A 21,553-nucleotide genomic window follows, 5' to 3' on the forward strand; every position below is an offset into this window, starting at 1 on the left:
CGACAAAACAAATGGGGCACTGGTTCTATATCGCGCCGGAAGAATATGCAGAAGCCGAAAAGTACGGGGTCAGGCCGGAGATGCTGGATCGGAGAGTCCGGCAACAAGGCTGGATCAAAGAGCGGGCTATGACTACGCCGCCTAGGCCTCAGAAGCCAAGAGGTTACTATGAAAAATGGGCAGCTATCGCTGAGAAAAACGGCATAAAATATGATTCTTTCATGAGCCGTATACGAAGCGGTATGTGCCCCGAAAGGGCGGCAACGCAGCCGCTTCAAACTCCAGAGGAGATCCGGCAGCAGGCTCTTCATGCGACTGAGCATGTGCGAGTCTACCCCAAAAAGTATGTTCTTTTAGCAGAGAAAAACGGTATACCTTATGCGACATTTCAATATCGTGTTAAATACTGCGGATGGGATTATGAACGAGCTGCGACTGAGCCGATCTGGTCCCGACAACAAATAGGGCGGCTAGGCGCTCAGCGGCTACGCGAACGCGAGGGCGATTGGGCGGCTCAGATTTTTGGAAAGAGAGGATGATATAAATGGATTTGAAGAGAATTACTAAGCAAAATTTATATGATTTTGTTACCAAGAAGGTAAATGCCCAGCGAGTAGACATTAAAAATCAAATTACTAAGATGATAGATTCAGAAGCTGACCCTGTTTTAAATTCTTGGATCCGCTTGGGTTCTGTGGAACGGGATGCGGAAAGATTAGCGGTCTCTCTAGAGGAAGCTATGAAGGCCTTCAAAATATTGGACTGCTGGAAATATCAAAGTGTATTGGCTGATATAAATTCTAAGCTACTTTCTATTGAACGTAAGGCGAAGGAAGACATAAAACAGGGAATTGAAAGCTTCGTTCAGGATCCCGAACACGAGGCTATTAATTTAGGTCATGAAGAAGTGAATGCTTTGACTAAGCGGTTACAGAAGGTTTGCCGACCTCACTACAAAAAGTTAGCCGATCTACACAAGCTTCGCCGTGAGTTAGAAAACGTAATTGCCTCAGAAGCTAATGGGCAGCGCGGATATAAGGCATTGGTAGCTTTGGGGGTTGATATGTCGGAGTTTGAAGCTGGGACGTCTAATTTACCAGCTGTCGTGAAGTTATCCGTTGACCCTTGTCTATTGACTGGAAATTGCCAATGAGACCGCTAACATCTGAGGAGAAAGCCCGCTGCACGAACGCGCGGAAGCGGGCTAATAAGGCATTGAGGGAGCAGAGGCGGGCAATTGGAGTTAAACTGAGAGACCTTCCGGAATCAAGCCGAATAGGGGAAGTTCTGTTATTTGAATTCGAATCGATTCGGGACATTAAAGGTTACCCGGTCACTGTCTCTTTGAACGGTAATGAAATGGTTCTTAATTATGAATTGCTCCGATGTTTCGATAGATCATTAAAGAATCGGATTAAAAGTATCAAAATTGTGTGGCGGGATAACTGTCCGGTTCTACTCATAGATCACCACACTAGGTATTGGAGTAAGGATGTTGGATCGATTGAACTATACGAGCTTCCAGCGTATCAGCGAGAGTTGCTGACGGATTTACCTATAGTTGAGATTTAAACATAGATTGAGGTGGCACCATGCAGGAATTAGATATTTCATTCGGCAAGCACCGTGCCGATACGAACTGGAAAACTGAATATTTGACCTGGGAAGAGTTCGTCGATCGGCTGCGGAAGGTTCGCCGGACGAACGAGACCATGGCTCAGTATAACGCCATGAGTACGCCTGCGCGGGGGAAAGTAAAAGACGGGCCGGCTTTCGTCGGGGGGCTTATCCGGACAGGCCGGAGGAAGAAAGAGAATATCGATAGCCGCAGCCTAATTACTCTCGACGTTGATCGTGGGGACGATGACTTTCTCTTTGCTGCGGATCTGGTGCTTGGAGGGACGGCTTACGTCGTCTACTCCACGCACAGCCACCGCCCGGAGAAGCCAAAGTATCGCCTTATTATTCCAGCTGACAGGAACATGAGCCCGGACGAGTACGCCGCAGTCAGCCGCAAGCTGGCGGAGCAGATCGGCATGAACTGTTTTGACAAGACGACCTTTGATGTGCATCGGCTCATGTACCTGCCCAGCTGCAGCAAGGACGCTGAGCCTGTGCTGGAAGTTTACGAGGGGGAGCCGCTGAGCGTTGACCAGGTGCTGGATGAATACGACGACTGGACTGACGTTTTAGCCTGGCCTCGGCATCCGGAAGCCAAGTCACCGGCGCAGCTTGCTGAGAAGAAAGCACAGGATCCTAGGGAGAAATTTGGCACGATCGGACTTTTATGCCGGTCATTCACCATTGAGGAGGGCATCGATACTTTCCTATCTGACGTGTATGTCCCTGGTACAATGCCTAACCGCTATACCTATACCAAGGGGACGAGTGGAAACGGGCTGGAGATTTACCCGGATCAAGACCTTGCCTTCTCGCACCAGGACAGTGATCCGGTAGCGGATGGCCGCACTTATAACTTATTTGACCTTGTTCGTGTTCATAAATTCGGTCACCTAGACGAGCAGGTGAAAGACCATACACCGGACGCCAAAAAGCCAAGTCACCTGGCTATGGAGCAGTGGGCGGCGCAGCGGCCAGAGGTAAAGAAGCTTGCTCTAGCTGAGCGGCAGGCGGACTTTGCTGAAATGGCCGCCGAGTTTGATGACGATGAAGAGGATCCGGAGGATGACGATTGGGAGGAAAAGCTGGAGCTTCACCATAAAACGGCGCTGCCGCTACCGACAGCCGGCAATGTAGAGCTGTTCTTAACCTTCGGTATATGGAAAAACGTTCTGGCTTACGATGCCTTTGGTAATTCTGAGGTCATCCGGCGTCCGCTGCCTTGGCGAGAATTGGAACGCGGGGGGCGCACATATGAGCCATGGCTGGCTGCCGACGACAAGCGGCTGCAGCACTGGTTCTCCAAAGTACATGGTATTAACGCTGCGAAGACGATCCAGAACGCTTTTACGGAGGTTGTTCACCGCAACACGTTTCATCCGATCAAGGCGTATGTCGAGGGCGGAAGCTGGGACGGTGTCCCCCGAGCGGAACGGATATTCGTTGAATACTTAGGGGCAGCTGACACGCATTATACGCGACAGGTGACGAGGAAGATGCTGCTGGCAGCCGTCACACGGCTGTATCGCCCGGGCTGTAAATTCGACCAGATGCTTGTTCTTGTTGGCCCCCAGGGGGCTGGGAAGAGTAGCCTGTTGGCGAAGCTTGGCCGGGATTGGTTCTCTGACAGCCTGCGGACGTTTGAAAATAAGGAAGCCGGTGAGCATCTACAGAATGGCTGGATATTTGAAATCGGTGAGCTGTCGGCTATGAAGAAAACCGAGGTTGAAGAGGTCAAGGCGTTTTTATCTAAGACAGAAGACCGCTATCGGGTGGCGTATGATCGCCAGGTATCGGAGTTTCCCCGGAAGTGCGTTTTCTTCGGAACGACGAATACACGGGATTTTCTACGGGACACGACCGGGAACCGCCGCTTTTGGCCGGTTGAAGTAGTGCCTGAAAGAGCTGAGAAGAGTCATTGGGATCATCTAGGCGATGAGGAGGTACAGCAAATCTGGGCTGAGGTATTGAGCTGGTTCGAGGCGGGGGAAACCTTGGAGCTGGACAGCGAGGCACGCATGGAGGCTGAGCGGCAGCAGGCGGCGCATATGGAGAGTGACCCGCGTGAGGGCATGATTCAGGAGTGGCTTGAATCGGAAGAGCTTGACGAGATGGACAGGCCTACAGGACAACTACGGCAACGGGTCTGTGCAGCCCAGATGTGGGTGGAATGCTTAGGTAAGCGTAGGGGCGATATGAAGCCTTGGGATGCTAAAGAAATCTGCGATGTTATGCGGCGCGTTCCTGGGTGGAAAGAGAGAAAAGGGCGAGCGCGGGTGTCTGGGTACGGGCTTCAAACCGTGTTTGAACGGGCTGATTGACGTATCAGTAAGATGATTCGGCGCTGTTATCCTTACTGATACACTGATACATCTAAAATAACAGTTGTATCAGAAGCGTAACAGTAAAAATGGGTTTACTGATACAGCTTGAAACCCTTTAAGTCAAAGGATTTGGCGGGCTTTGTATCAGTTGTATCAGTAAATTCTATATAAATAGTAAGTAAGTAATTTAACTAGTAATAGAAATACGGATATATAGGTTAAACGTGAATATACGCAGTACGCGTATATAGAGTGATATTCTGTAACACTCGGAAAGGAGCGAGCATGGGAGAGTCTACACTGGAACGCCGCCTGGTTCGAGAGATCAAGAAGATCGGCGGGGAAGCCCCTAAGTGGGTAAGCCCAGGAAATCGGGGAGTACCTGACCGGATTGTATTACTCCCCAACGGGCAAACGGTATATGTCGAGATGAAGGCACCGGGCGAGCCCTTGACCCCTTTACAGGAGCGCTGGAGGCGAAAGCTGCAGAACATGGGTCACCGACATTTCAAACTTGATTCGGTGGAGGATATCGATCTGTTTATCCAGGAGGTGATGCCGAAATGAAGTTCATCCCACACGTCTACCAGGACTACGCGAGACAGCGGATCCTGGACACGAATTTTATAGCCTTGCTGCTGGAGATGGGCTTGGGTTAGCAAAACGGTAACTACCTTGACGGCGATCGATGAGCTACTGAACGACTATTTCGACGCCTACAAAGTACTGGTTATCGCACCGCTGCGAGTGGCCGAGGATACTTGGGCTAGGGAGATCGAGAAATGGGATCACCTGCAGAATCTTCGGATCAGTAAGGTGCTGGGTAGTGCAGTAACCCGCCGGAAAGCCTTGAAGGCTGAAGCCGATATTTACGTCATCAACCGGGAGAATGTGGAATGGCTGGTGAACGAATACGGCAGTAAATGGCCGTTCGACACTGTGGTGATCGACGAGCTTTCCAGCTTTAAAAATAGCAGATCTAAACGCTTCCGGGCTCTTCGCCGAGTCCGCCCAATGATGAAACGGGTGATCGGATTAACAGGTACACCGGCACCGAACAGTCTTATGGACTTGTGGCCGCAGATGTACTTGATCGACCAGGGCGAACGACTGGGCAAGACAATCACCGGGTTCCGGGATAAATACTTTATCCCTGGTGCCCGTAGCGGCCATGTGGTTTACGAATGGAAGGAGAAGCAGGAAGCAGAGAACCGGATTTATGAGGCGATCAGCGATATCGCCGTTAGCATGAAAGCTGAGGACTGGCTAGAGCTTCCGGAACGGATTGACCGTACTATTCCGGTTCCGCTGAACCCAAAAGCAAGGGAGCAGTACAAGCAATTGGAGAAGGAGCTGCTATTACCATTCCTTGATGCTGACGTAGTTGCAAGTACAGCAGCTGTCCTGAGTAACAAACTTCTGCAGATGGCTTCCGGCGCTGTGTACGACGAAGACAAGGGCGTCAAAATGATCCATGAGGCGAAGCTGGACGCACTAGAGGACATTATCGAAGCGGCCAACGGTAAGCCGGTTATGGTGTTTTATAACTTCAAGCATTCCTTAGCCCGGATCCAGCAACGATTCCCCCAAGCGCGGATCCTGCGAAAAGGCAAAGATGGGAATGAGGACATTAGGGCTTGGAACAATGACGAAATTCCGTTGCTGCTTGTACATCCAAAATCAGCCGGTCATGGCCTTAACCTTCAGGAGTCAAGCTGCCGGACGGTTGTCTGGTTCGATCAGATCTGGAGCTTGGAAGAGGATCAGCAGGCAAATGCCAGGGTGTATCGGCAGGGTGTACGTCATAACATCGTCGTTATCCGACTGGTTGCGGAAGGGACAATGGACGAGGAGGCCGTGGCGGCATTAGAGCGTAAGGCCACCGGACAAGACGCGTTAATGGACGCAGTTAAAGCGAGAATAGAGAGGGTGAAAGCGGCATGAGTGATTCAGTAAACAGCCCAGCCCACTACACGGCTGGCGGAATTGAAACTATAGATTTTATTCAAGCGAAGCTAACCCCTGCAGAGTTCAGTGGGTATTGTCGGGGAAATATCTTAAAATACCTCAGTCGCCACGGGCTAAAAGCTGCTGGCGTAGAGGATTTGAAAAAGGCAGCTTGGTATTTGGATCGACTGATCCGCCATCTGGAGAAGGAGTCAGGAGCCCGAGCAATTTTCCACGAACAAGACTTTTATCCGAAGGAGTGAGCCGAATGATTAAAAACCGACTACCATACCGGATGCGTTTCAAGGTTTGTAGAGAATGCTGGAAGCGATATACGCTTAGTTACTTTCCGAGACATAAATGCGAGGTGAAGAAAGATGGATTTCGTGAAAACATACAACGACATCACCAAAGAGATTGAAATCCTAGAGTTACGACTAATTGATCTAGAGGACGAGCTTAAAGAGGCGAGGAAGCTTTGCTTCTCTGGACGCTTACCTTCCGATCCGCTTCCCGTTCACGTTCCGTTGGATAAAGCCCTGGAGTATTATGACGCCGTTGTTCAGCGGATCGGGGAGACGTCGAATAGATTAGCAGCCAAGAAGTTGATTCGGCAGAAAATTGAGGACAGCATCCGGGATTTTCAGGGGATTGAATATCAGGTAGCGTATATGCGGGATGTTGAGGGTTTGCCCTTATACAAGATAGCTGACAAGCTAGGATATTCATACGACTGGATCCGAAAGGTTAGCAGTCGAATCAAGGCACAAAGAAGGCACAAAAAGATTGATTTTTCCTGATATAGTAATAGCATAGCAAATTGTATAGACGGGATTTCTACTAGGTCGGAGATTCCGTCTATACGCATTAAAGGCGCAGCTGGCAATGGTTTCTGACTGTTCGGCGGCTGCGTCTTACATCATACCTGTAGCTTAGTGGGAAAGCGTGAAGGCGGCCGCAATAACAGACTTCATGTCCGGGGTTCGATTCCCCGCAGGTGTGCCATAACCGGATGTAGTGTAGCCAGGTAGCACGCTTGCCTTGGGAGCAAGTAGTCGCAGGTTCGAATCCTGCCGTTCGGATTAATTCATCATTTTTAGATCCCCCTTGATTAGCCGCTTCCTTGTGAGGCGGCATTTTTATTTCGAAAGGATGATACATATGAACTTCGGCCAAGCATTTGAAGAAGTGAAAGCAGGCAAGGGGATGAGACTCCCCCAATGGCAGCCTGATGTTGTAATTCGCGCGCAGTATCCCGACGCACACAGTAAAATGACTGCGCCATACCTCTATGTGGAGAGCCGTTTTGGTCGAGTCCCTTGGAAAGAAACGATGATTGAGTTATTTGCAGAGAATTGGGAGGTTATCGGATGAACATGCAAATCGAGAATAACTTTAGCTATCACGCACCGAAGCCGGGACAACCTGAAATTTATACGGCGATCCGCGAGAAGGCGAAGGAACTGGCCTACTTGATCGACGAGAAGGCACCGAATAGCCGCGAGAAGTCATTAGCTATGACGAAGCTAGAGGAAGCCGTCATGTGGGCTAATGCGGCAGTAGCGAGAAACTGAGCACCTTAACGGGTGCTTTTTAATTTGCACAAAAAAAAAGACTCTCAGCTACGAGAGTCTTTGTAATCTTCAATTTGTTTATAAGTCCATATTGGGCCCGAGGCGAGACGTTGTAAAGGATCGGGGAACTTGCCGCGTTTCATGTATTCGGAGACTTGCTGCTTCTGCCAACCGAGCATTTCAGCGGCTTCGGAGAGCCCGACAAGTGGAGGGATAACTAAACCAATCTTGTCTTTGTATACTTTACCTTCACTATCGTAAAAGTTTTGCAAGTATCCGATAAGTTCCAGTGCGAATTTTTCGCTTGCGATATGTCTGGCGCCGTCGATAGTCTCAGCTATTTTTACGCCATCGGCAGAGTGATCATCGTCTTTGAAATACATATTATCTCCAAGCTTTACGACAAAAAACTGGTAGGGAGTCTTGCCGTCTGGCAGTAGCCCTTTTTCTTCTATCACAGTGTATTCGGTTATTTTCATTTTCATTACCTCCGTCATCGTTTGTTTTACTTTGTAAATCAAATATAGCATCGTTGTTTTACTTTGTCAAACATTTGTTTTTAGTAAGGAGCTGAGGACGTGTGAAGATTGTTCGTGCTAGAGACGTTCAAGGATGGAACATGTCCGTGAGCATGCTTTTCGGAACAAGTCCAAAGTTTGATATTAAATGCGGGAAATGCGGGCGCTGGTTTTCTCGACGGTTCGATCTGGACGACTTTCCGAACCCGGTCACAAGGTGCCCGCGATGCAAAACACACAATGAGATCCCGCTTAAATATTCCTGAAAGGAGCTGAGTGCGATGGCATTGACGGCCAAGCAGAAATTATTCGTTAAAGAGTACCTGGTTGATCTCAATGCCACGCAGGCAGCGATCAGGGCAAAATATAGCGCAAAAACGGCCGAGCAGCAAGCAAGTCGACTGTTAAGTAATGTTAAGGTACAGGAAGCGATCCAGAAAGCGATGAACAAACGGGCTGAAAAAGTGGAGATCAGTGCCGAGCAAGTGCTCCAGCGCTGGATCGATATCGCCTTTGCGGATCCGAACGAGATCATTCATTTCCGCCGAGTCTGTTGCCGCTATTGCTTCGGCATCGAACATCAGTATCAATGGATCGATGAGACCGAATACGAAGCAGCTGTTAAGATCGCAAAGGACGAAGCGGAAGCAGGAAAGGGTAAGAAGAAAAAGGCAGTTCAGCTTCCATCTGATCGGGGCGGATATGGATTCGATCCGCTGATAAGGCCGCATCCGAAGTGTCCGAATTGCCACGGAGAGGGTCATGGGCAGCTGCACATTAACGATACCCGGGAACTGAGTCCGAAGGCTAAGGCGCTTTATGCTGGAGCCAAGTCAACCGCAGCAGGGCTGGAGATCAAAATGCATGACCAGGACAAAGCACTGGATAACATCGCTCGTCACTTAGGCATGTTCAAGGATGAATCCAAGATCGATCTCACTATCCGCAATAAGTTAGAGGACTTTTTCAAATGAGGAAATGTCAGGAGATCATTGCCCGCCGTCGTGAGTTGTGGGAGTCCCATCAAGATATTGGACTTGACAGTCAGTATATTCAATCTGCAGCGGAACATTTCATCGAGCCGGAGAATACCACGATCCGAGAGGAAATAAAGAAATATCCGGAATACTTGATTGAAATGTTCTTTGTCATTGTTGACAAGGATATGAATACAGTTCCATTCTTCCTCAATGAAGTACAACGTAGTTTCCTGAAGGATATTAATAAAGCAAAAGAAGAGTATCAAAAAGGGGAGCGACTGCATTTGAAATTCCTGGTGTTGAAGGGAAGGCAGCAGGGCTTTACCTCGTTTATCACTGCGTATCAGTTAGCTAACGCGCTCATATACAAGAACTTTTCTGGATACACCCTAGCTGACAGCGGAGACAACACGAATACAATATTTGAGGATAAAGCGAAGTACATTTACAACCTGCTTCCTGAAGAGCTGCAGCCGTCTATAAAATATAACAACCGAAGAGAGTTTCATTTCGATGTTCTGAATAGCCGCTGGCGCGTTAATACAGCCGGTAATAAAGATGTCGGACGGTCTAAGACGATTAACTTCTTTCATGGATCAGAGGCGGCCTTTTGGGCTGAAATGCAGTCGATCATTGCAGGGCTGGGGCAAGCACTTACCAAAGACAGCATTCAGATCCTGGAGACCACCGCAGACGGCTTTAACGAATACAAGGATCTATGGGATGGGGAGAACAACTGGGAAAATAAATTCTATGCCTGGTGGAGAACTGCAGAGTATAGACTGCCTTTCACGGTCAAGGGGAAAGAAGAGTTTATCCAAGCGGTAAATAACTTTAAATCGCACCCATCGAGCGAATTGAGGAAGATTTTTGAGAAAATCAACCGCTTAAGGAAAGAAGAAGGCCTAGACTGGGAGCAGCTTCACTGGTATTACAACAAGTGGAAAGACTTGAAAGATGAAATTGATCAGGAATATCCGTGCTACCCAGAAGAGGCCTTCTTAGCCACTGGTAAACATATATTCGACAAGGAAAAGGTTATCGCTCGAATAGAAGAACTGCGGAAAAGATACAAGACAAACGAGCCGCTTAGAGGGGATTTCGTTTGGGATGTACACGGGGAACAGATTTGGGATAACTCAATTAAGTTCGTGCCCGACGAGTCGGGATTCGTCACCATATACAAACAACCTTCAAAGGGCAGACCGTATGTTATCGGCGGCGATATAGCCGAAGGTGGGGCTGACTATTCGTCCGGTCAGGTCTTGGATAATATAACCGGCGAGCAGGTTGCTGTTTGGCACGGCCATATAGATACCGATTTATTCGCGAAATACATGTACTGCTTAGGCAAGTACTACAACGAGGCTCTGATAGCAATTGAGATGAACTTTGATCTTCATCCTGTAAAAGAGTTGACGCGGCTAAATTACTATAAACAGTATCGGCGTGAGAACATTGACAGTAACGACGGTGATAAACAGGATGACAAGTTCGGATTCCGAACAACTAGCATCACTCGACCTGTAATCATATCCCACCTCGTTACAGTTGTTCGGGAAAGTATAGAGACCATAAACGATATACTTACTCTTCAAGAAATGCTCACGTTTGTCCGCAACGACAGGGGTAAGCCTGAGGCGATTACCGGGAAGCACGATGACACGATCTTGGCACTAGCGATCGCACATAAGGCGAGAGACCAGCAAAGTATGAGCCTTGAGATTGAAGAAGCCTGGTCGGCAATTCCTGAGGCGTTGCCTGGACGTCGATCAGATTTTGATGAAGACGATGACGACGACATGCCCGGGGCTCAGGGATTCTGGTGATGCATACGGCATGCAAGACATGTGTTCAAAACACAAGATTTTGTGAACATGTCTTAACGCTGTAACCCTTGATACATAAGGGTTTTTGGTTTTCTATCAGCAAGACGATTATGCATAGAATATACAACTGCTCATAAACCGCATGGATATGGGCTTTTTGATTTTGAGCAAAGGGCGGAAAAACGAATAAATATGCAATTTGAGGGAGGATGAAGCAGCATGATTTATGCCTTGATGGTACTGATGATGGCGATGGTGACCATCACCTTTTTGTGTTTGATGATCCGCGATAAGGATAAGACGATCCGAGAGCTGACCGATAAATTGATGGCTCGCAATTACACGGAGTACGTATCAATGACCAAGGCAAGGGAAGACCCGCCTCCTGAGATCCCCAGCCGTAAGCCTTTGAGCTGGTACGATGACCCGAATATACCAGACGTGGACGATGAGAAATTGCAAGACATGAAAAAGGGCATTCTTCCCGGATTTAGGCGGTGATGGAATATGAGTGTAATGGAGAAGATCAAAGGTATCTTTACCGATAGTTCCACTGATCGGCATGATAGCACCAACCCGAACAAGCCGGAGCAACAGCGAATATGGGATACGGTATATCAGGACTATCAAGTGTTCAAAGCAGCAAGGCAGCCGATGGAAGCGATCTGGCAGCAGGAGCAACGCTTTTACATGGGTGATCACTGGCGCGGCCTTCGAGCGGACGCCGTTTCAAAGTTCCGGCCAGATGCCGTGGAGAACGTTGTATTTAGCCAAGTGGAATCTATCGTCGGCAAGCTGACCGGCTGGATGCCGACTCCAGATTACAGCGCTATGGAGCCTGGAGACGAGCAAAAGGCACGTGACCTGAACGACTTCATGCCGTACGAGCTGCGGCAGATTAAATTCCGGCACAAGCATACAAGAGCTGTCCGGCGCTGCGTGATTCATGGGCCGCTGATCTATAAGACGATCTATGACCCAACGGTCGAAGGCGGCCGGGGTTTGAACCGATATCAGGGACGAAACGACATTCTGCCGGTCGATCTGGGTACCTTCTTCCCCGATCCGCGAATTAACGATTTTATCTATCTGCAGGACATGTCGGCCATTATCATCCATGCCCGGAAACCGCTCGAGTACTACAGGAAGCGCTGGCCAGAACAAGGTAAGAAGGTTATGCCTGATAACGTGTCGTCCGAAGTCGAGATATTCAGCACGGACGTATACGATAGCCGAGGCGGGGAATCTTCGTTTAACACAACGGTTAGCGAGAAGACTTCCGGCTTAATCGAGTACTGGTATCGAGGGCTGCCGAAATTGGTCAGCAAAGAGGATAAAGAACTTTTCACAGAGCAGGCCGACGAGAAGCTAATGCAGGGGATTGACCCGTCAGAGCTTTTGGCCAAGGCTGCTGGAAGCATGGAGGGCGTCCACTGTATTTACGTATCGACTTCCGGCGTGTTCCTGGAGCATAAGGCGTACGTATACGACCACGGGCAATACCCATTCACTGCTCGAACGTTGTATCCAGAAGAGGGTAACCCCTGGGGTAAGGGATTCATGCGTGACATGATTAAGCCGCAGATCTTCAAGAACAAATATGCTGAGATCGCGATCGAGACGATGGCCAAGCAAGGCGGATCCGGGATCATGTACGAGGAAGGGGCGATCACGAAGCCGAGGACTTGGCAAGAGCAGCGGGGCCTGCCTGGCGCAATGCTTCCGATTGCCGCTGGACGTATGAATCACGTCAAGGAGCTTCAAGGTGTGAACGTGCCGAATACCGTATTTAACAGTTTGGCGTATTATGACGAAATGCTCCAGAAGATACCAGGCGTGTTCGATTCCGCGAATGGCCAAGCCAACAGCAAGGTAACAAGCGGAGAGCAGGCAAAGACGCTCATTGCAGCTTCGGGGACGCGTCTTAATACCGTTTCTGACTTGATCAGCGAAGCACTAATCGAGGTATTTACCCAATATGTTGAGTTGATTGCACAGTTTTACACGACTCAGCGGATAGCACGGGTAACTGGTCGCCAGAATGTCAGCATTAGCCGCGATGCTATCATATCCCGAGTCGATGCGGAATTTGATGGATCAGCGTTAACGGACGAGGCAGGGGAACTGATTCCAGGCGAGCCACAGCCGGTGCAAGAGGAGTTTGTGCCGGAGTTTGATCTTAATGTCCATATCGGCGTAGACAAGCCCCAGGATCGCGAATACTGGCTGCAACTGGCTTTCAATTTGCTCAATGTCCAGGATCCAATTACGGGGCTGCCTATGATCGATGCTGAGGCTGTACGCTACGTTATTCAGACAGGACGTATGGAACCGATGGACGTTATCAAACAGCGGATTGAAGAGGAGTCAGGGCAGCAACAACAGTTCGCGCAGGCTCAGCAGCAAGCCCAGCAACTGCAGCAGGAGAACCAACAAATGCAGATGGCTATACAACAGCTCACGGATCAGCGAGTTCAGCAGGAGCAGCAGAGTCAGCAATTTGAACAGTCTCTTAAACAACAGCGACTAGAGCTCGATGCTGCCAAGACGGCTAATGAGATTATGAAATCGAATAGGGGAGGGCCAATGTTTTGAAAAATGAACAAATTGCAAGAATATGCCATGAGGTGAATCGAGCTTACTGCAGCAGTATCGGTGATGCTTCGCAGCCCAACTGGGAAGATGCCCTTGAATGGCAGAAAGATAGTGCGGTGAATGGTGTAGAATTTCACCTGAACAACGACACGACTCCCGAGCAATCTCACGAAAATTGGATGAGAGAGAAGATTGCTTCGGGTTGGGTTTACGGCCCCGTTAAGGATCCTGAGAAGAAGGAGCACCCTTGCATGATTCCGTATGATCAACTCCCGAAAGAGCAACGGACAAAGGATTACCTATTCAAAGCAATTGTGGACTGCTTCAAGTAAACCGGGCTTGCGCTGAGACTGCGTGAGCCTTTTTATATTACTGCCGCCAGCCATAGCGGATTAGGAGGATACCAATGGAAAACGATGTGATTCAAGCCGCCAGCCATAGCGTGGAGAATACGCAGGATGCTGCCAGCCATAGCAGCGAGAAGGAAGAAATCAGGAGACATTACGAGGCTTTTAATCTCCCATATCCCGAGGACGAAGATCCAGGCGAAACTGAGTCCATTGAGGATGAAGCTGATCCAGCCATAGACAGCGAAGCCGAACAGGAGCAGGAGCCGAAAGGGATTACGGTCAAACACAACGGCCAGGAGGTAACGGTCGAGGATGAACAAGTCCCTGAGTACTTACAGATGGGACTCAACTACAAGAAGGTAAAAGGGCAAGCTCAACAATATGAGGCCGCCCTTGACCGGATAGCCAAGCAACAGGGGTATAAAGATTACTCCGACTTAATCGCTAACTTGGACACAATCGAACAGCAGCGGGTTCAACAGCAGCAAGATCAATTTGCCCAGCTTCGCCAGCAGCTCCGGGACGAAGCCGAGAATGCAGGCATCGATCCAACGGTAATGGATCAGTACTTAGATAGCCATCCGCTATTGAAACAAGCCCAGGAGGTTGTTCAGCGGAGTGAGCAGGAGCAGCAGCTGCGTACACAAGAACAGGAGAAGCAGCAAATTGTACAGAGATGGGAGGATCTATTTCGCAAATACCCACAACTGGCCGAACAGGTTGATTCGGAGACGGGAGCGGCGCCGTGGATGACATCTGAAATGCAAGCACGTATTGATCGGGGGTATGATCCGGTCGATGCCTACGAGCTGGTTCATCGCGATACGTTGCTTGCAGATGAGCGGAAGCGCGCTGAGCAGTCGACCCTTAAACAACAGCGACTCAACAAGCGGGCGTACGTGGAGAAGTCTGGCGGTGCGGAACTGGAACCTTCGGCACCGGAAGAACTTACAAGCGCCTTCGCTATGTTTGGGCTGGACCCGAAGAACGCTAACAAATACGCAAAGAACTTTGAAAAATAGGAGGTAACATAACATGGCACAAGGATTTAAATATGTGTTTAACGATTACGGCAAAGACCCTACTCGAATTACATCAAACCTCATGAAAGATGCGGAGGCAGGCTTTGCCGGGGAAGCCATTAAGATCGAAAACGGACGAATCACCAAAGCGGGTGCCACGGATCCAATCGCGGGCTTTCTGACTGCAAATATTGAAGCAGGAACAGATAAGCCGGCGGAGTATATCCTGGCTCGTGAAGGTGACTGGTATGACGCGGCGTATACAGGAACGCCTGATGCAGGATTTTTACCCGGAGCTTCTGAGGTTGCTATCGCTGCCGACGGACTTTCTGTCGATGCTGAAACAGTGACGGGCGGGCAACTATCAGTTTTTGAAATTAACGAGAACAAGAAAACGGTGCGGGTCAAAGTCAAGAACCGGCAGTTTTCTTAATTCATCCATAAGGAGGAACTAAACTATGCAAACAGCACTTCGTTGGGATCCACGAGTACTGGAGCCGGTATTTAAGGAACTGTACTCGCTTGCGATGAAAGATAAAAAGGATTTTATTCCGCTGCTTTATAACGTGACAACATCCGGTAAATCAATGGAATCCTATGATGGGGTCGGCGGCGAGGGCTTGATGGAAGAATGGAGCCGTTCGAACAACCAAGTCTATTACGAGGATGTTGACGAGCTCTGGCAGAAAGTCATCAAGAACCGTAAGTTCTCTGATGGCCGAATCATCGAGCGCGATTTTATCGACGACCTGAAATTGACCGAGATTAAACGGCGTATTGCTTCCTTGGCCGACTCTGTCTATAAGACGCAGCAGCTGCAAGCCGTTGAGTTTTTGGTGAATGCCTTTTCTGATACGGGCCCGAACTGGCGCGGCCGGGTCGAGAAATACGCGGGGCCTGATGGCAAGCCGCTTTGTGCGGCTGATCATCCATACAGTCCTACGAACAGCACAGACGTTCAGTCTAACCTGGGAGACAAGCCGCTGACCATTGATTCCTGGGATGAGACGGCAGTGGCCATGCAGGAGTGGGTTGACGACAAGGGTAATACAATGGCCGTCATTCCGGATACGTTAATCGTGGCTCCGTACAATGCTCGCGCAGCGTTTAAGATTGCCGGATTGCCTGACTCCGAACTTCCGAAGTATGAGCCTGGTAGCGGAAACTTTGATGCGAACATGTACATGGGAAATATCAAGGTTATCGTTAATCCGTTCATCAGCCCAAAGAGTCGCAAAAACTGGTTTGCTGTCGACTCCGCCCGTAAGGATCAATTAAACATTTGGCAGTGGAGACGGAAGGTAGAGAACGGAACAATGACTGATTTCGATACGGAAGCAACCAAGCATAAGGCAATCGGACGCTGGGGCTATGGCTTCACCAACTATTCGTTCATTTATGGCCATAACGTTCAATAGGGGGTAGGGGGCTGCGGCTCCCTTTCCTTGTTTTAAGCATTCAAGATTTGAATTTTTAAAAGAAGGAAGGTGGAGTGATGTACCGTGATGAACTTGACGCATTGAATGCAATATACCGAGAACAATGCCGGACAAATGATCTACTTGAAAAGCTTATAGCAAAAACAGGGGAGGAGGGGCAAAATGCTGTTAAAGGACGTGGTCGAAGAAATACAGGAAAAGGCGCCGAATTACCTGTCGCCACAGTCGATAGTAAGAAAGATAACTCAGGTAAGGGATCGGCTACTTAGGCAGTCCGGATCCGGCCAGCAACAGACTGATACAGTTTGTACGGGAATCGACTTGAAGGATGGGCAGGCTCTCTACATCCTTCCATGTCCAGTCGGCAATATCACGGACGTTGATATTATCTGGCATGGGAACTGGCGGCGCCTGCCGTACAGGCAATTTCACAATGATTCGATCAAGCCCTATTATTACGTTCAGGGGAGCATGATTGGCCTTGTACCTACACCGACTGAAGACGTCGCAGTAGGGCTTAAGATATTTCACATTCCGGTGTTGCCGCCGCTGTCCGTTACTGACATGGACGGCATGACAGGCTTTGATCCAGACTATGGCATGCTGTTGGTTTACGGTGTGTTGAGAGAGATTACAAGCGGCTACGATGATATGTATCAGTTGCTGCTAAATGATTACCGAACGGCAAATAACGGATATGAAAAATACAGCGTGAATGAGAGGTGGTAAAATGAGTCGTTATCCATGGCGAGATACGAGCTCGGATATAGCGGATCAAACACCTTCACAATGGGAGACCCCCGGCGGGGCCCAAGAGAAGGCTGACAAAGCCGAGCAGAACGCAAAGCAGTATTCAGACGCAAAATTAAACGCCCACATCGGTACTGGCGGAGATGCGCATGCTTTGGCTGTACCTAACGGAGTAGCTGGATTCATTTCCGGACAAGATCAAGCGAAGCTTGATGGAATATCTAACGGCGCAGAACCAAACCAGAATGCATTTTCGCGCATTAATAACATCCCAGCAGGCCAGAAGGAGGATCAGGTGACCTTTACCGCAGGGGTCGGCATTACGGTTACTCCGGATCCAGTGAATAAAGAAATTAGAATCACTAGCACCGGTACGGCTACCCCCGGTCTGCACGGAGCGGAACATGTAGGGGACGGAGCAGATCCGATCCCGGAGGCAACAGAGACGGTCAGCGGCCTGATGGGCGCTGCCGATAAAGTGGCTCTTGCTGCTGTTGTCGAGGACGTAGAAGATCTGGCCGGAGCCGGCAGAACAACGGAAACGGTGAAAGGGAATGCCGATGCGATCACTGATGTTACTGCGCAGTTGGCGGATTATGCGAAGAAAAAGTACATCAGAGTAGCCACCAGCGTTTTTACAGTCGTACCGGGGGATGGCACAGAAACGAAAATTAACTTTAACACGGCACCAATCGTCACAGACCCAATATACGTACTATCAAACGGGGATCTCACTGTAGAAGAGGCGGGAGTTTACGTAATAACTGCAACAATTACTTTTGAGCCAAGCGCTGTCGGTTTACGAAAAATAGCTATCAGAATCAATGATGCCACGCATCAACAAATTGCCGCCGTGCAAGTCGGAGCCTCTAGCGAATATAACACCGTAGTATCAGTAACAGGGAACGTCCTGCTTAATGCAGGCGACTTTATAAGCATTTATGCTGCTCAAACTTCTACATCCAGTTTAAATGTGGCCGACGGCAGCTTTGGGTTACATGTCCATAAAGCGAGGGGGTAAAAGGGTGGAGTTCAGGTTATTAAATGTAAATCCTAATCAGTTAATGGATGAGTTTGTGCAAGTCGGCATCAGACCCCGTAGAGTTATCTTTGACAAACTTACTGATGGAATGGCGAGCCTTACTGTGGTTAATGTTGACGAGAGTGAGTATGACATAGCCGAGAAAGTAGTAAGTAGCCACGTACCGCAAAAAGAGGTAGGTAGAAATCTTAAATTAATGAGTGCGGACTAGGACGAAACTATGCAAATAAGTACATTCTTGACAGGGTGCGCTTATTATTCTCCGTGAAAGGAGTTGTTGAAATGTGAACATCGGTGAGATCATCGGCGAAGCGGATCTGCTCGTACCAAATGAAGTGTCGGCTGCTGATAAGCTTATCTCTCTAAATGCGATCAATCAGGATTTTTTCAACGTGGTTAAGATTCCGAAGATTGCAAAGTTTTCATGCGTGGCTGCAAAGCAGGATTACATTCTACCCGCAGATGTGCGAGCTAAGAACATTGATCTTCTCATGATCGGTATGTTCCGTTACCAAAGCTTAGATCGTGATGGTGTAACGCCTGCACAGAATGCCTATAGCTTTGAAGATTCAACCCGCAACTTATCGGTCTACCCGGCTCCTTACTCCGATCTGCAGGGCGTTCTGCGTTATAGGAGAATAGCGACAACTACATTCACTTCTTCTAGCCTTCTGCTGTCACCTGACGCACCGGAAGAATATCACTGGACTTATATTCCTGCCCTTGCGGCTTATTTGGCCAAGACGCAGGATGACGGTGTAAAGGCGGCAAACTATGAGAACGAGTATAAGGCCGCCTGGAATGTGGCAGCGCAGAACTACCAGGGCGGTGGTAGCTAATGAAGCCAATACAGTATGGGGCGGTTAACTATCAACCTTTACCAGGGCTGATGCAGCCCATTCCGATTAGAGAGTTTAAGGGGCTGAACACGTTCGACCCATTGACGATCGGGGACAGTTTTTTCACCGACATGAATAATATGACCACAGACGATTACCCGGCTATCTCGACGAGGCCGGGTTATTCTGTTCTCGGGACTTACGGATCTAAGGTACTCGGGATGGGGGTATGGAAAGATCGTGAGCTGCATGCCGTCTTTAACGATGGGACTTGGCGCAGATGGAACGGATCGTCATGGAGTACTTTGGCAAGTGGGCTCAGCACGTCGGCAGACTGGTCATTTACAAACTTCCAGGGAAACCTATCAGACGTCAACCTGATAGCTTGTAACGGGGTGGATCCGGTAAAGCGGTATGACGGTTCTTCCGTTTCAAATTTGAGTGGTGCGCCACAGAATGGAAAGTATATGACCACGTACCAGAATAGGCTATGGTGCGCGGTGGGGAAAGAACTGTGGGCTTGTACATTGGATAACCCCACATCCTGGGATAAGTTTACCGGAAACCTGGACGATAGCTATCGTAAAAAAATAGAGTCTCAACGTGGTGAGGACATAAATATGCTATCGGGCAGCCTATCCAAGTTGACGATAGGAATGCCCGGGAGCCTGCATGAGTTATACGGATCACTGCCATCAGACTTCAACACGAAGCAAATAACCGAGGATACAGGTCTGGCTAACCATAAGGCGGCCATCACGCAGGAAGGCTTTATGCGCTTCATGCACTCCAGTGGAATATACGAATACGGCGGCGGTATGCCACCGGAGAAAAGTTTTTCCGATATCGTTGGTAAATTCCTAGATGGAATCAACAATCAATCAGCAGCCGGCTCAGACGGCAGGAAACTCTACTTCAATATCCCTTCTGACAAGATGCTTGTTTACGATCCGCGTCCTGGGGTACAAGCGTGGAGCAAGTGGAGCGGCATTCAGGCTACCTGTTTCGTAACTATAGGCGACAAGTTTTATATCGGCGACGCCAAGGGGCGCGTGTTTCGGCTGGAGGGCACAACAGATGCCGGGAATGCTATTCCTTGGTCAGCTGAATCCAAACCGTTTAATGGCGGTTCTGCCGCTCAGAAGATGCGCTGGTATAAGCTATGGGTCGTCGTTGAGCTGACAGGCACAATGCAGATTCACCTGTCACCGTCGATCACTGGCGAGGATTGGAAGCTGGTTCAGTCTCTAACTGGCGGGGGAACTCAGGTTCGAAGAGTCATTATTCCCGTGGCCAGCTTCGCCCGTGAGAATTGGATACGGGTGAAGTTCAGCGGAAGCGGACGAGTACGAATACATGAATTTACGCGGCAAACAAGACAGCTGCCGCTTTACTAGGAGGTAGATGTAATGTCTCTATGGAACGACTCCCCACGGATGTCGGGGCCGCCACAGACAGAAGATGTTGCGGTAATTTTAGACTACGTGAAGCAACTCGCTAATACCGTAGCTAAGATGGCGAAAGATCTGGAATTTATCCTTAACGGGAACGTGGCCTTTGACAACATCCGTGCGGAAGGGATCGAAGCGAAGAATATTAAAGCAGAGGCTATTACGACAGACAAGCTTCACGCAAATTCAGTTACGACGAACAAAATTCAGGCAGGCGCTGTAACTGCGGAGAAGATTACAGTGAATAAGTTGTCTGCGATTAGCGCAAATCTAGGAATCATAACAGCTGGACTTATGCAAGCGGTAGAGATATTTGGGTCTTATATTGCTACTAGGCGGGATGGTTACCCACGATGTGAAATGAGTGCGACAGGTAATGTTTTTGCGGCACGTACCAATGTAAGTAACTATATAGCAATTGATCCTAACTATGCCGGAGTTCCGTCCTTGGATTTTTATATAAATGGTTCTAGGCGACTTCAATTAAATCTTATGTCTGGAGGCCCAGAAATATCAAGTATCGGGAGCTTAAATATTAATACCTCAGGCGGCAATATATACTTAGTTCCAACAGGAAGAGTCTGGGTTGAAAGCTGGGATAAATTATACAGCGATGAATGGGGGCGAACACTTAAAGAAGATTTAGTAGAAATATTTGATAGGCTAGAAGCCTTAGGAGGTTAACATTACTCCCTAGCTGTGGTATATTGGTGAAAAATGGAGAACGAGGGGATATAGTGATGAAAAAGTATTTTGCTGCATTCCTTGCTGGCGCTTTGTTCACCTTATCAGCCACAGCTTTTGCGGACGGTGTTATAAATTTAGTAGGACAAAAGGTGCAAGCTGTTAATGAGGTTTCAATTAAAAATGGTGAAACAGTTGGGGCTGGAATAATTGTTGACGGTAAAACCTACGCACCAGTTCGTTCAATCGGAGAAGCCGCAGGCTTTACAGTTGAACTCGAAGGTAAGGATGTTATTCTGGTAAAACCTGAACAAGTTTCGCCGGAGTATGAGGTGAAGTCCGAGGTGAAAAGAACCTATACAATAGAACAATTGGACGGAGCTATTGAATCGACAAAAGAAGCTATCAAGAGGGAAGAACAAAGAATTAAGGTTTACGGGGAGATGTTGAATGACCCTCAATACGAAAAAGACAAAGAATCTAATCAAATAATTGTAGAAACTTCCAAAGAGCAGGTAGGTAAACTGAAAGGTCATTTAAATAACTTCGAGAAGTACAAGGCGGAGTTGGAGAATAAGTAAAGGGGCGT

The 21,553-nt window shown here is 48.7% G+C and carries 24 protein-coding genes, 2 tRNA genes and 1 pseudogene; 26 read left to right on the plus strand and 1 reads right to left on the minus strand.

From position 1 onward, the window contains the following. Positions 1-11 precede the first annotated feature (11 nt). The 11 genes and pseudogenes from CZ379_RS05000 (at position 12) to CZ379_RS05055 (ending at position 7,465) form a co-directional block, all read left to right on the plus strand. Positions 12-539 (plus strand): hypothetical protein, encoded by a 528-nt coding sequence (locus CZ379_RS05000; protein WP_110930656.1) that lies wholly within the window; start codon positions 12-14, stop codon positions 537-539. 5 nt (positions 540-544) lie between these two features. Next, entirely contained in the window at positions 545-1,153 is a 609-nt protein-coding gene (locus CZ379_RS05005) for a hypothetical protein (RefSeq protein ID WP_110930657.1), read from the plus strand. Positions 1,154-1,592: 439 nt separating this feature from the next. Then, positions 1,593-3,941 (plus strand): virulence-associated E family protein, encoded by a 2,349-nt coding sequence (locus CZ379_RS05015; protein WP_110930659.1) that lies wholly within the window; start codon positions 1,593-1,595, stop codon positions 3,939-3,941. Positions 3,942-4,229: 288 nt separating this feature from the next. After that, the gene (locus CZ379_RS05020) at positions 4,230-4,511 is read left to right on the plus strand and encodes a VRR-NUC domain-containing protein (protein WP_110930660.1); all 282 of its coding nucleotides are present in this window, start codon (positions 4,230-4,232) and stop codon (positions 4,509-4,511) included. Further along, a pseudogene (locus CZ379_RS05025) lies at positions 4,508-5,888 on the plus strand (SNF2-related protein). The gene CZ379_RS05020 and the pseudogene CZ379_RS05025 overlap by 4 nt, the downstream one beginning before the upstream one ends. After that, positions 5,885-6,154, plus strand: a complete 270-nt coding sequence (locus tag CZ379_RS05030) for a DUF3310 domain-containing protein (RefSeq protein ID WP_110930662.1) — start codon at positions 5,885-5,887, stop codon at positions 6,152-6,154. The pseudogene CZ379_RS05025 and the gene CZ379_RS05030 overlap by 4 nt, the downstream one beginning before the upstream one ends. A 114-nt stretch (positions 6,155-6,268) precedes the next feature. Further along, a complete protein-coding gene (locus CZ379_RS05035; RefSeq protein WP_110930663.1) occupies positions 6,269-6,691 on the plus strand; it encodes a hypothetical protein in 423 nt (140 codons plus the stop codon). A 121-nt stretch (positions 6,692-6,812) separates the two neighbouring features. Next, positions 6,813-6,896 (plus strand) — tRNA-OTHER (locus CZ379_RS05040). 3 nt (positions 6,897-6,899) lie between these two features. Further along, positions 6,900-6,973: transfer RNA gene (locus tag CZ379_RS05045), tRNA-Pro, on the plus strand. Positions 6,974-7,052: 79 nt separating this feature from the next. Beyond that, complete coding sequence (locus CZ379_RS05050; RefSeq protein ID WP_110930664.1) at positions 7,053-7,265, plus strand: Thoeris anti-defense Tad2 family protein; 213 nt, start codon at positions 7,053-7,055, stop codon at positions 7,263-7,265. After that, positions 7,262-7,465, plus strand: a complete 204-nt coding sequence (locus tag CZ379_RS05055; RefSeq protein ID WP_110930665.1) for an Acb2/Tad1 domain-containing protein — start codon at positions 7,262-7,264, stop codon at positions 7,463-7,465. Before CZ379_RS05050 ends, CZ379_RS05055 begins: the two co-directional genes overlap by 4 nt. Before the next feature lie 44 nt (positions 7,466-7,509). On the opposite strand, the gene CZ379_RS05060 is transcribed toward CZ379_RS05055, so the two are convergent. Next, positions 7,510-7,944 carry a hypothetical protein gene (locus CZ379_RS05060; RefSeq protein ID WP_110930666.1) on the minus strand — a complete coding sequence of 145 codons (435 nt, stop codon included), beginning with the start codon at positions 7,942-7,944 and terminating at the stop codon, positions 7,510-7,512. 320 nt (positions 7,945-8,264) lie between these two features. On the opposite strand from CZ379_RS05060, the gene CZ379_RS05065 reads away from it, so the two are divergent. The 15 genes from CZ379_RS05065 (at position 8,265) to CZ379_RS05135 (ending at position 21,545) form a co-directional block, all read left to right on the plus strand. Then, positions 8,265-8,957 carry a terminase small subunit gene (locus CZ379_RS05065; protein ID WP_110930667.1) on the plus strand — a complete coding sequence of 231 codons (693 nt, stop codon included), beginning with the start codon at positions 8,265-8,267 and terminating at the stop codon, positions 8,955-8,957. Then, the gene (locus CZ379_RS05070; RefSeq protein ID WP_110930668.1) at positions 8,954-10,792 is read left to right on the plus strand and encodes a terminase large subunit; all 1,839 of its coding nucleotides are present in this window, start codon (positions 8,954-8,956) and stop codon (positions 10,790-10,792) included. The genes CZ379_RS05065 and CZ379_RS05070 overlap by 4 nt, the downstream gene beginning before the upstream one ends. 219 nt (positions 10,793-11,011) lie before the next feature. After that, the gene (locus CZ379_RS05075) at positions 11,012-11,293 is read left to right on the plus strand and encodes a hypothetical protein (protein WP_110930669.1); all 282 of its coding nucleotides are present in this window, start codon (positions 11,012-11,014) and stop codon (positions 11,291-11,293) included. A 6-nt stretch (positions 11,294-11,299) separates the two neighbouring features. Further along, positions 11,300-13,387 (plus strand): portal protein, encoded by a 2,088-nt coding sequence (locus CZ379_RS05080; protein WP_110930670.1) that lies wholly within the window; start codon positions 11,300-11,302, stop codon positions 13,385-13,387. Beyond that, a complete protein-coding gene (locus tag CZ379_RS05085; protein WP_110930671.1) occupies positions 13,384-13,719 on the plus strand; it encodes a RyR domain-containing protein in 336 nt (111 codons plus the stop codon). Before CZ379_RS05080 ends, CZ379_RS05085 begins: the two co-directional genes overlap by 4 nt. 74 nt (positions 13,720-13,793) lie before the next feature. Continuing rightward, a complete protein-coding gene (locus CZ379_RS05090; protein ID WP_110930672.1) occupies positions 13,794-14,759 on the plus strand; it encodes a hypothetical protein in 966 nt (321 codons plus the stop codon). 13 nt (positions 14,760-14,772) lie between these two features. Then, on the plus strand, positions 14,773-15,192 hold the full coding sequence (locus CZ379_RS05095) for a hypothetical protein (RefSeq protein ID WP_110930673.1): 420 nt from the start codon (positions 14,773-14,775) through the stop codon (positions 15,190-15,192). A gap of 25 nt (positions 15,193-15,217) precedes the next feature. After that, positions 15,218-16,177 (plus strand): Mu-like prophage major head subunit gpT family protein, encoded by a 960-nt coding sequence (locus tag CZ379_RS05100; RefSeq protein ID WP_110930674.1) that lies wholly within the window; start codon positions 15,218-15,220, stop codon positions 16,175-16,177. Between the two features lie 183 nt (positions 16,178-16,360). Next, positions 16,361-16,927 (plus strand): phage adaptor protein, encoded by a 567-nt coding sequence (locus CZ379_RS05105; protein WP_110930675.1) that lies wholly within the window; start codon positions 16,361-16,363, stop codon positions 16,925-16,927. Position 16,928: 1 nt separating this feature from the next. Beyond that, on the plus strand, positions 16,929-17,969 hold the full coding sequence (locus CZ379_RS05110) for a hypothetical protein (protein WP_110930676.1): 1,041 nt from the start codon (positions 16,929-16,931) through the stop codon (positions 17,967-17,969). 4 nt (positions 17,970-17,973) lie between these two features. Continuing rightward, positions 17,974-18,201, plus strand: a complete 228-nt coding sequence (locus CZ379_RS05115) for a hypothetical protein (RefSeq protein WP_110930677.1) — start codon at positions 17,974-17,976, stop codon at positions 18,199-18,201. A gap of 73 nt (positions 18,202-18,274) precedes the next feature. After that, on the plus strand, positions 18,275-18,829 hold the full coding sequence (locus CZ379_RS05120) for a phage adaptor protein (protein WP_110930678.1): 555 nt from the start codon (positions 18,275-18,277) through the stop codon (positions 18,827-18,829). Next, a complete protein-coding gene (locus CZ379_RS05125) occupies positions 18,829-20,226 on the plus strand; it encodes a hypothetical protein (protein ID WP_110930679.1) in 1,398 nt (465 codons plus the stop codon). Before CZ379_RS05120 ends, CZ379_RS05125 begins: the two co-directional genes overlap by 1 nt. Positions 20,227-20,238: 12 nt before the next feature. After that, positions 20,239-20,964 carry a hypothetical protein gene (locus CZ379_RS05130; RefSeq protein ID WP_110930680.1) on the plus strand — a complete coding sequence of 242 codons (726 nt, stop codon included), beginning with the start codon at positions 20,239-20,241 and terminating at the stop codon, positions 20,962-20,964. Between the two features lie 56 nt (positions 20,965-21,020). Further along, the gene (locus CZ379_RS05135) at positions 21,021-21,545 is read left to right on the plus strand and encodes a hypothetical protein (RefSeq protein WP_199925475.1); all 525 of its coding nucleotides are present in this window, start codon (positions 21,021-21,023) and stop codon (positions 21,543-21,545) included. Positions 21,546-21,553: the final 8 nt, after the last annotated feature.

The sequence above is a fragment of the Paenibacillus bouchesdurhonensis genome (genome assembly GCF_900155685.1).
GTDB classification, from domain to species: domain Bacteria; phylum Bacillota; class Bacilli; order Paenibacillales; family Paenibacillaceae; genus Fontibacillus; species Fontibacillus bouchesdurhonensis.

What these genes read in the sequence shown, in the direction of transcription:
- CZ379_RS05055 (WP_110930665.1), top strand. Translation starts at nt 7,262, where the DNA reads ATGAACATGCAAATCGAGAATAACTTTAGCTATCACGCACCGAAGCCG.
- CZ379_RS05015 (WP_110930659.1), top strand. Translation starts at nt 1,593, where the DNA reads ATGCAGGAATTAGATATTTCATTCGGCAAGCACCGTGCCGATACGAAC.
- CZ379_RS05135 (WP_199925475.1), top strand. Translation starts at nt 21,021, where the DNA reads ATGAAAAAGTATTTTGCTGCATTCCTTGCTGGCGCTTTGTTCACCTTA.
- CZ379_RS05065 (WP_110930667.1), top strand. Translation starts at nt 8,265, where the DNA reads ATGGCATTGACGGCCAAGCAGAAATTATTCGTTAAAGAGTACCTGGTT.
- CZ379_RS05125 (WP_110930679.1), top strand. Translation starts at nt 18,829, where the DNA reads ATGAAGCCAATACAGTATGGGGCGGTTAACTATCAACCTTTACCAGGG.
- CZ379_RS05080 (WP_110930670.1), top strand. Translation starts at nt 11,300, where the DNA reads ATGAGTGTAATGGAGAAGATCAAAGGTATCTTTACCGATAGTTCCACT.
- CZ379_RS05100 (WP_110930674.1), top strand. Translation starts at nt 15,218, where the DNA reads ATGCAAACAGCACTTCGTTGGGATCCACGAGTACTGGAGCCGGTATTT.
- CZ379_RS05105 (WP_110930675.1), top strand. Translation starts at nt 16,361, where the DNA reads ATGCTGTTAAAGGACGTGGTCGAAGAAATACAGGAAAAGGCGCCGAAT.
- CZ379_RS05005 (WP_110930657.1), top strand. Translation starts at nt 545, where the DNA reads ATGGATTTGAAGAGAATTACTAAGCAAAATTTATATGATTTTGTTACC.
- CZ379_RS05090 (WP_110930672.1), top strand. Translation starts at nt 13,794, where the DNA reads ATGGAAAACGATGTGATTCAAGCCGCCAGCCATAGCGTGGAGAATACG.
- CZ379_RS05020 (WP_110930660.1), top strand. Translation starts at nt 4,230, where the DNA reads ATGGGAGAGTCTACACTGGAACGCCGCCTGGTTCGAGAGATCAAGAAG.
- CZ379_RS05070 (WP_110930668.1), top strand. Translation starts at nt 8,954, where the DNA reads ATGAGGAAATGTCAGGAGATCATTGCCCGCCGTCGTGAGTTGTGGGAG.
- CZ379_RS05030 (WP_110930662.1), top strand. Translation starts at nt 5,885, where the DNA reads ATGAGTGATTCAGTAAACAGCCCAGCCCACTACACGGCTGGCGGAATT.
- CZ379_RS05110 (WP_110930676.1), top strand. Translation starts at nt 16,929, where the DNA reads ATGAGTCGTTATCCATGGCGAGATACGAGCTCGGATATAGCGGATCAA.
- CZ379_RS05075 (WP_110930669.1), top strand. Translation starts at nt 11,012, where the DNA reads ATGATTTATGCCTTGATGGTACTGATGATGGCGATGGTGACCATCACC.
- CZ379_RS05035 (WP_110930663.1), top strand. Translation starts at nt 6,269, where the DNA reads ATGGATTTCGTGAAAACATACAACGACATCACCAAAGAGATTGAAATC.
- CZ379_RS05050 (WP_110930664.1), top strand. Translation starts at nt 7,053, where the DNA reads ATGAACTTCGGCCAAGCATTTGAAGAAGTGAAAGCAGGCAAGGGGATG.
- CZ379_RS05130 (WP_110930680.1), top strand. Translation starts at nt 20,239, where the DNA reads ATGTCTCTATGGAACGACTCCCCACGGATGTCGGGGCCGCCACAGACA.
- CZ379_RS05095 (WP_110930673.1), top strand. Translation starts at nt 14,773, where the DNA reads ATGGCACAAGGATTTAAATATGTGTTTAACGATTACGGCAAAGACCCT.
- CZ379_RS05000 (WP_110930656.1), top strand. Translation starts at nt 12, where the DNA reads ATGGGGCACTGGTTCTATATCGCGCCGGAAGAATATGCAGAAGCCGAA.
- CZ379_RS05060 (WP_110930666.1), bottom strand. Translation starts at nt 7,944, where the DNA reads ATGAAAATAACCGAATACACTGTGATAGAAGAAAAAGGGCTACTGCCA.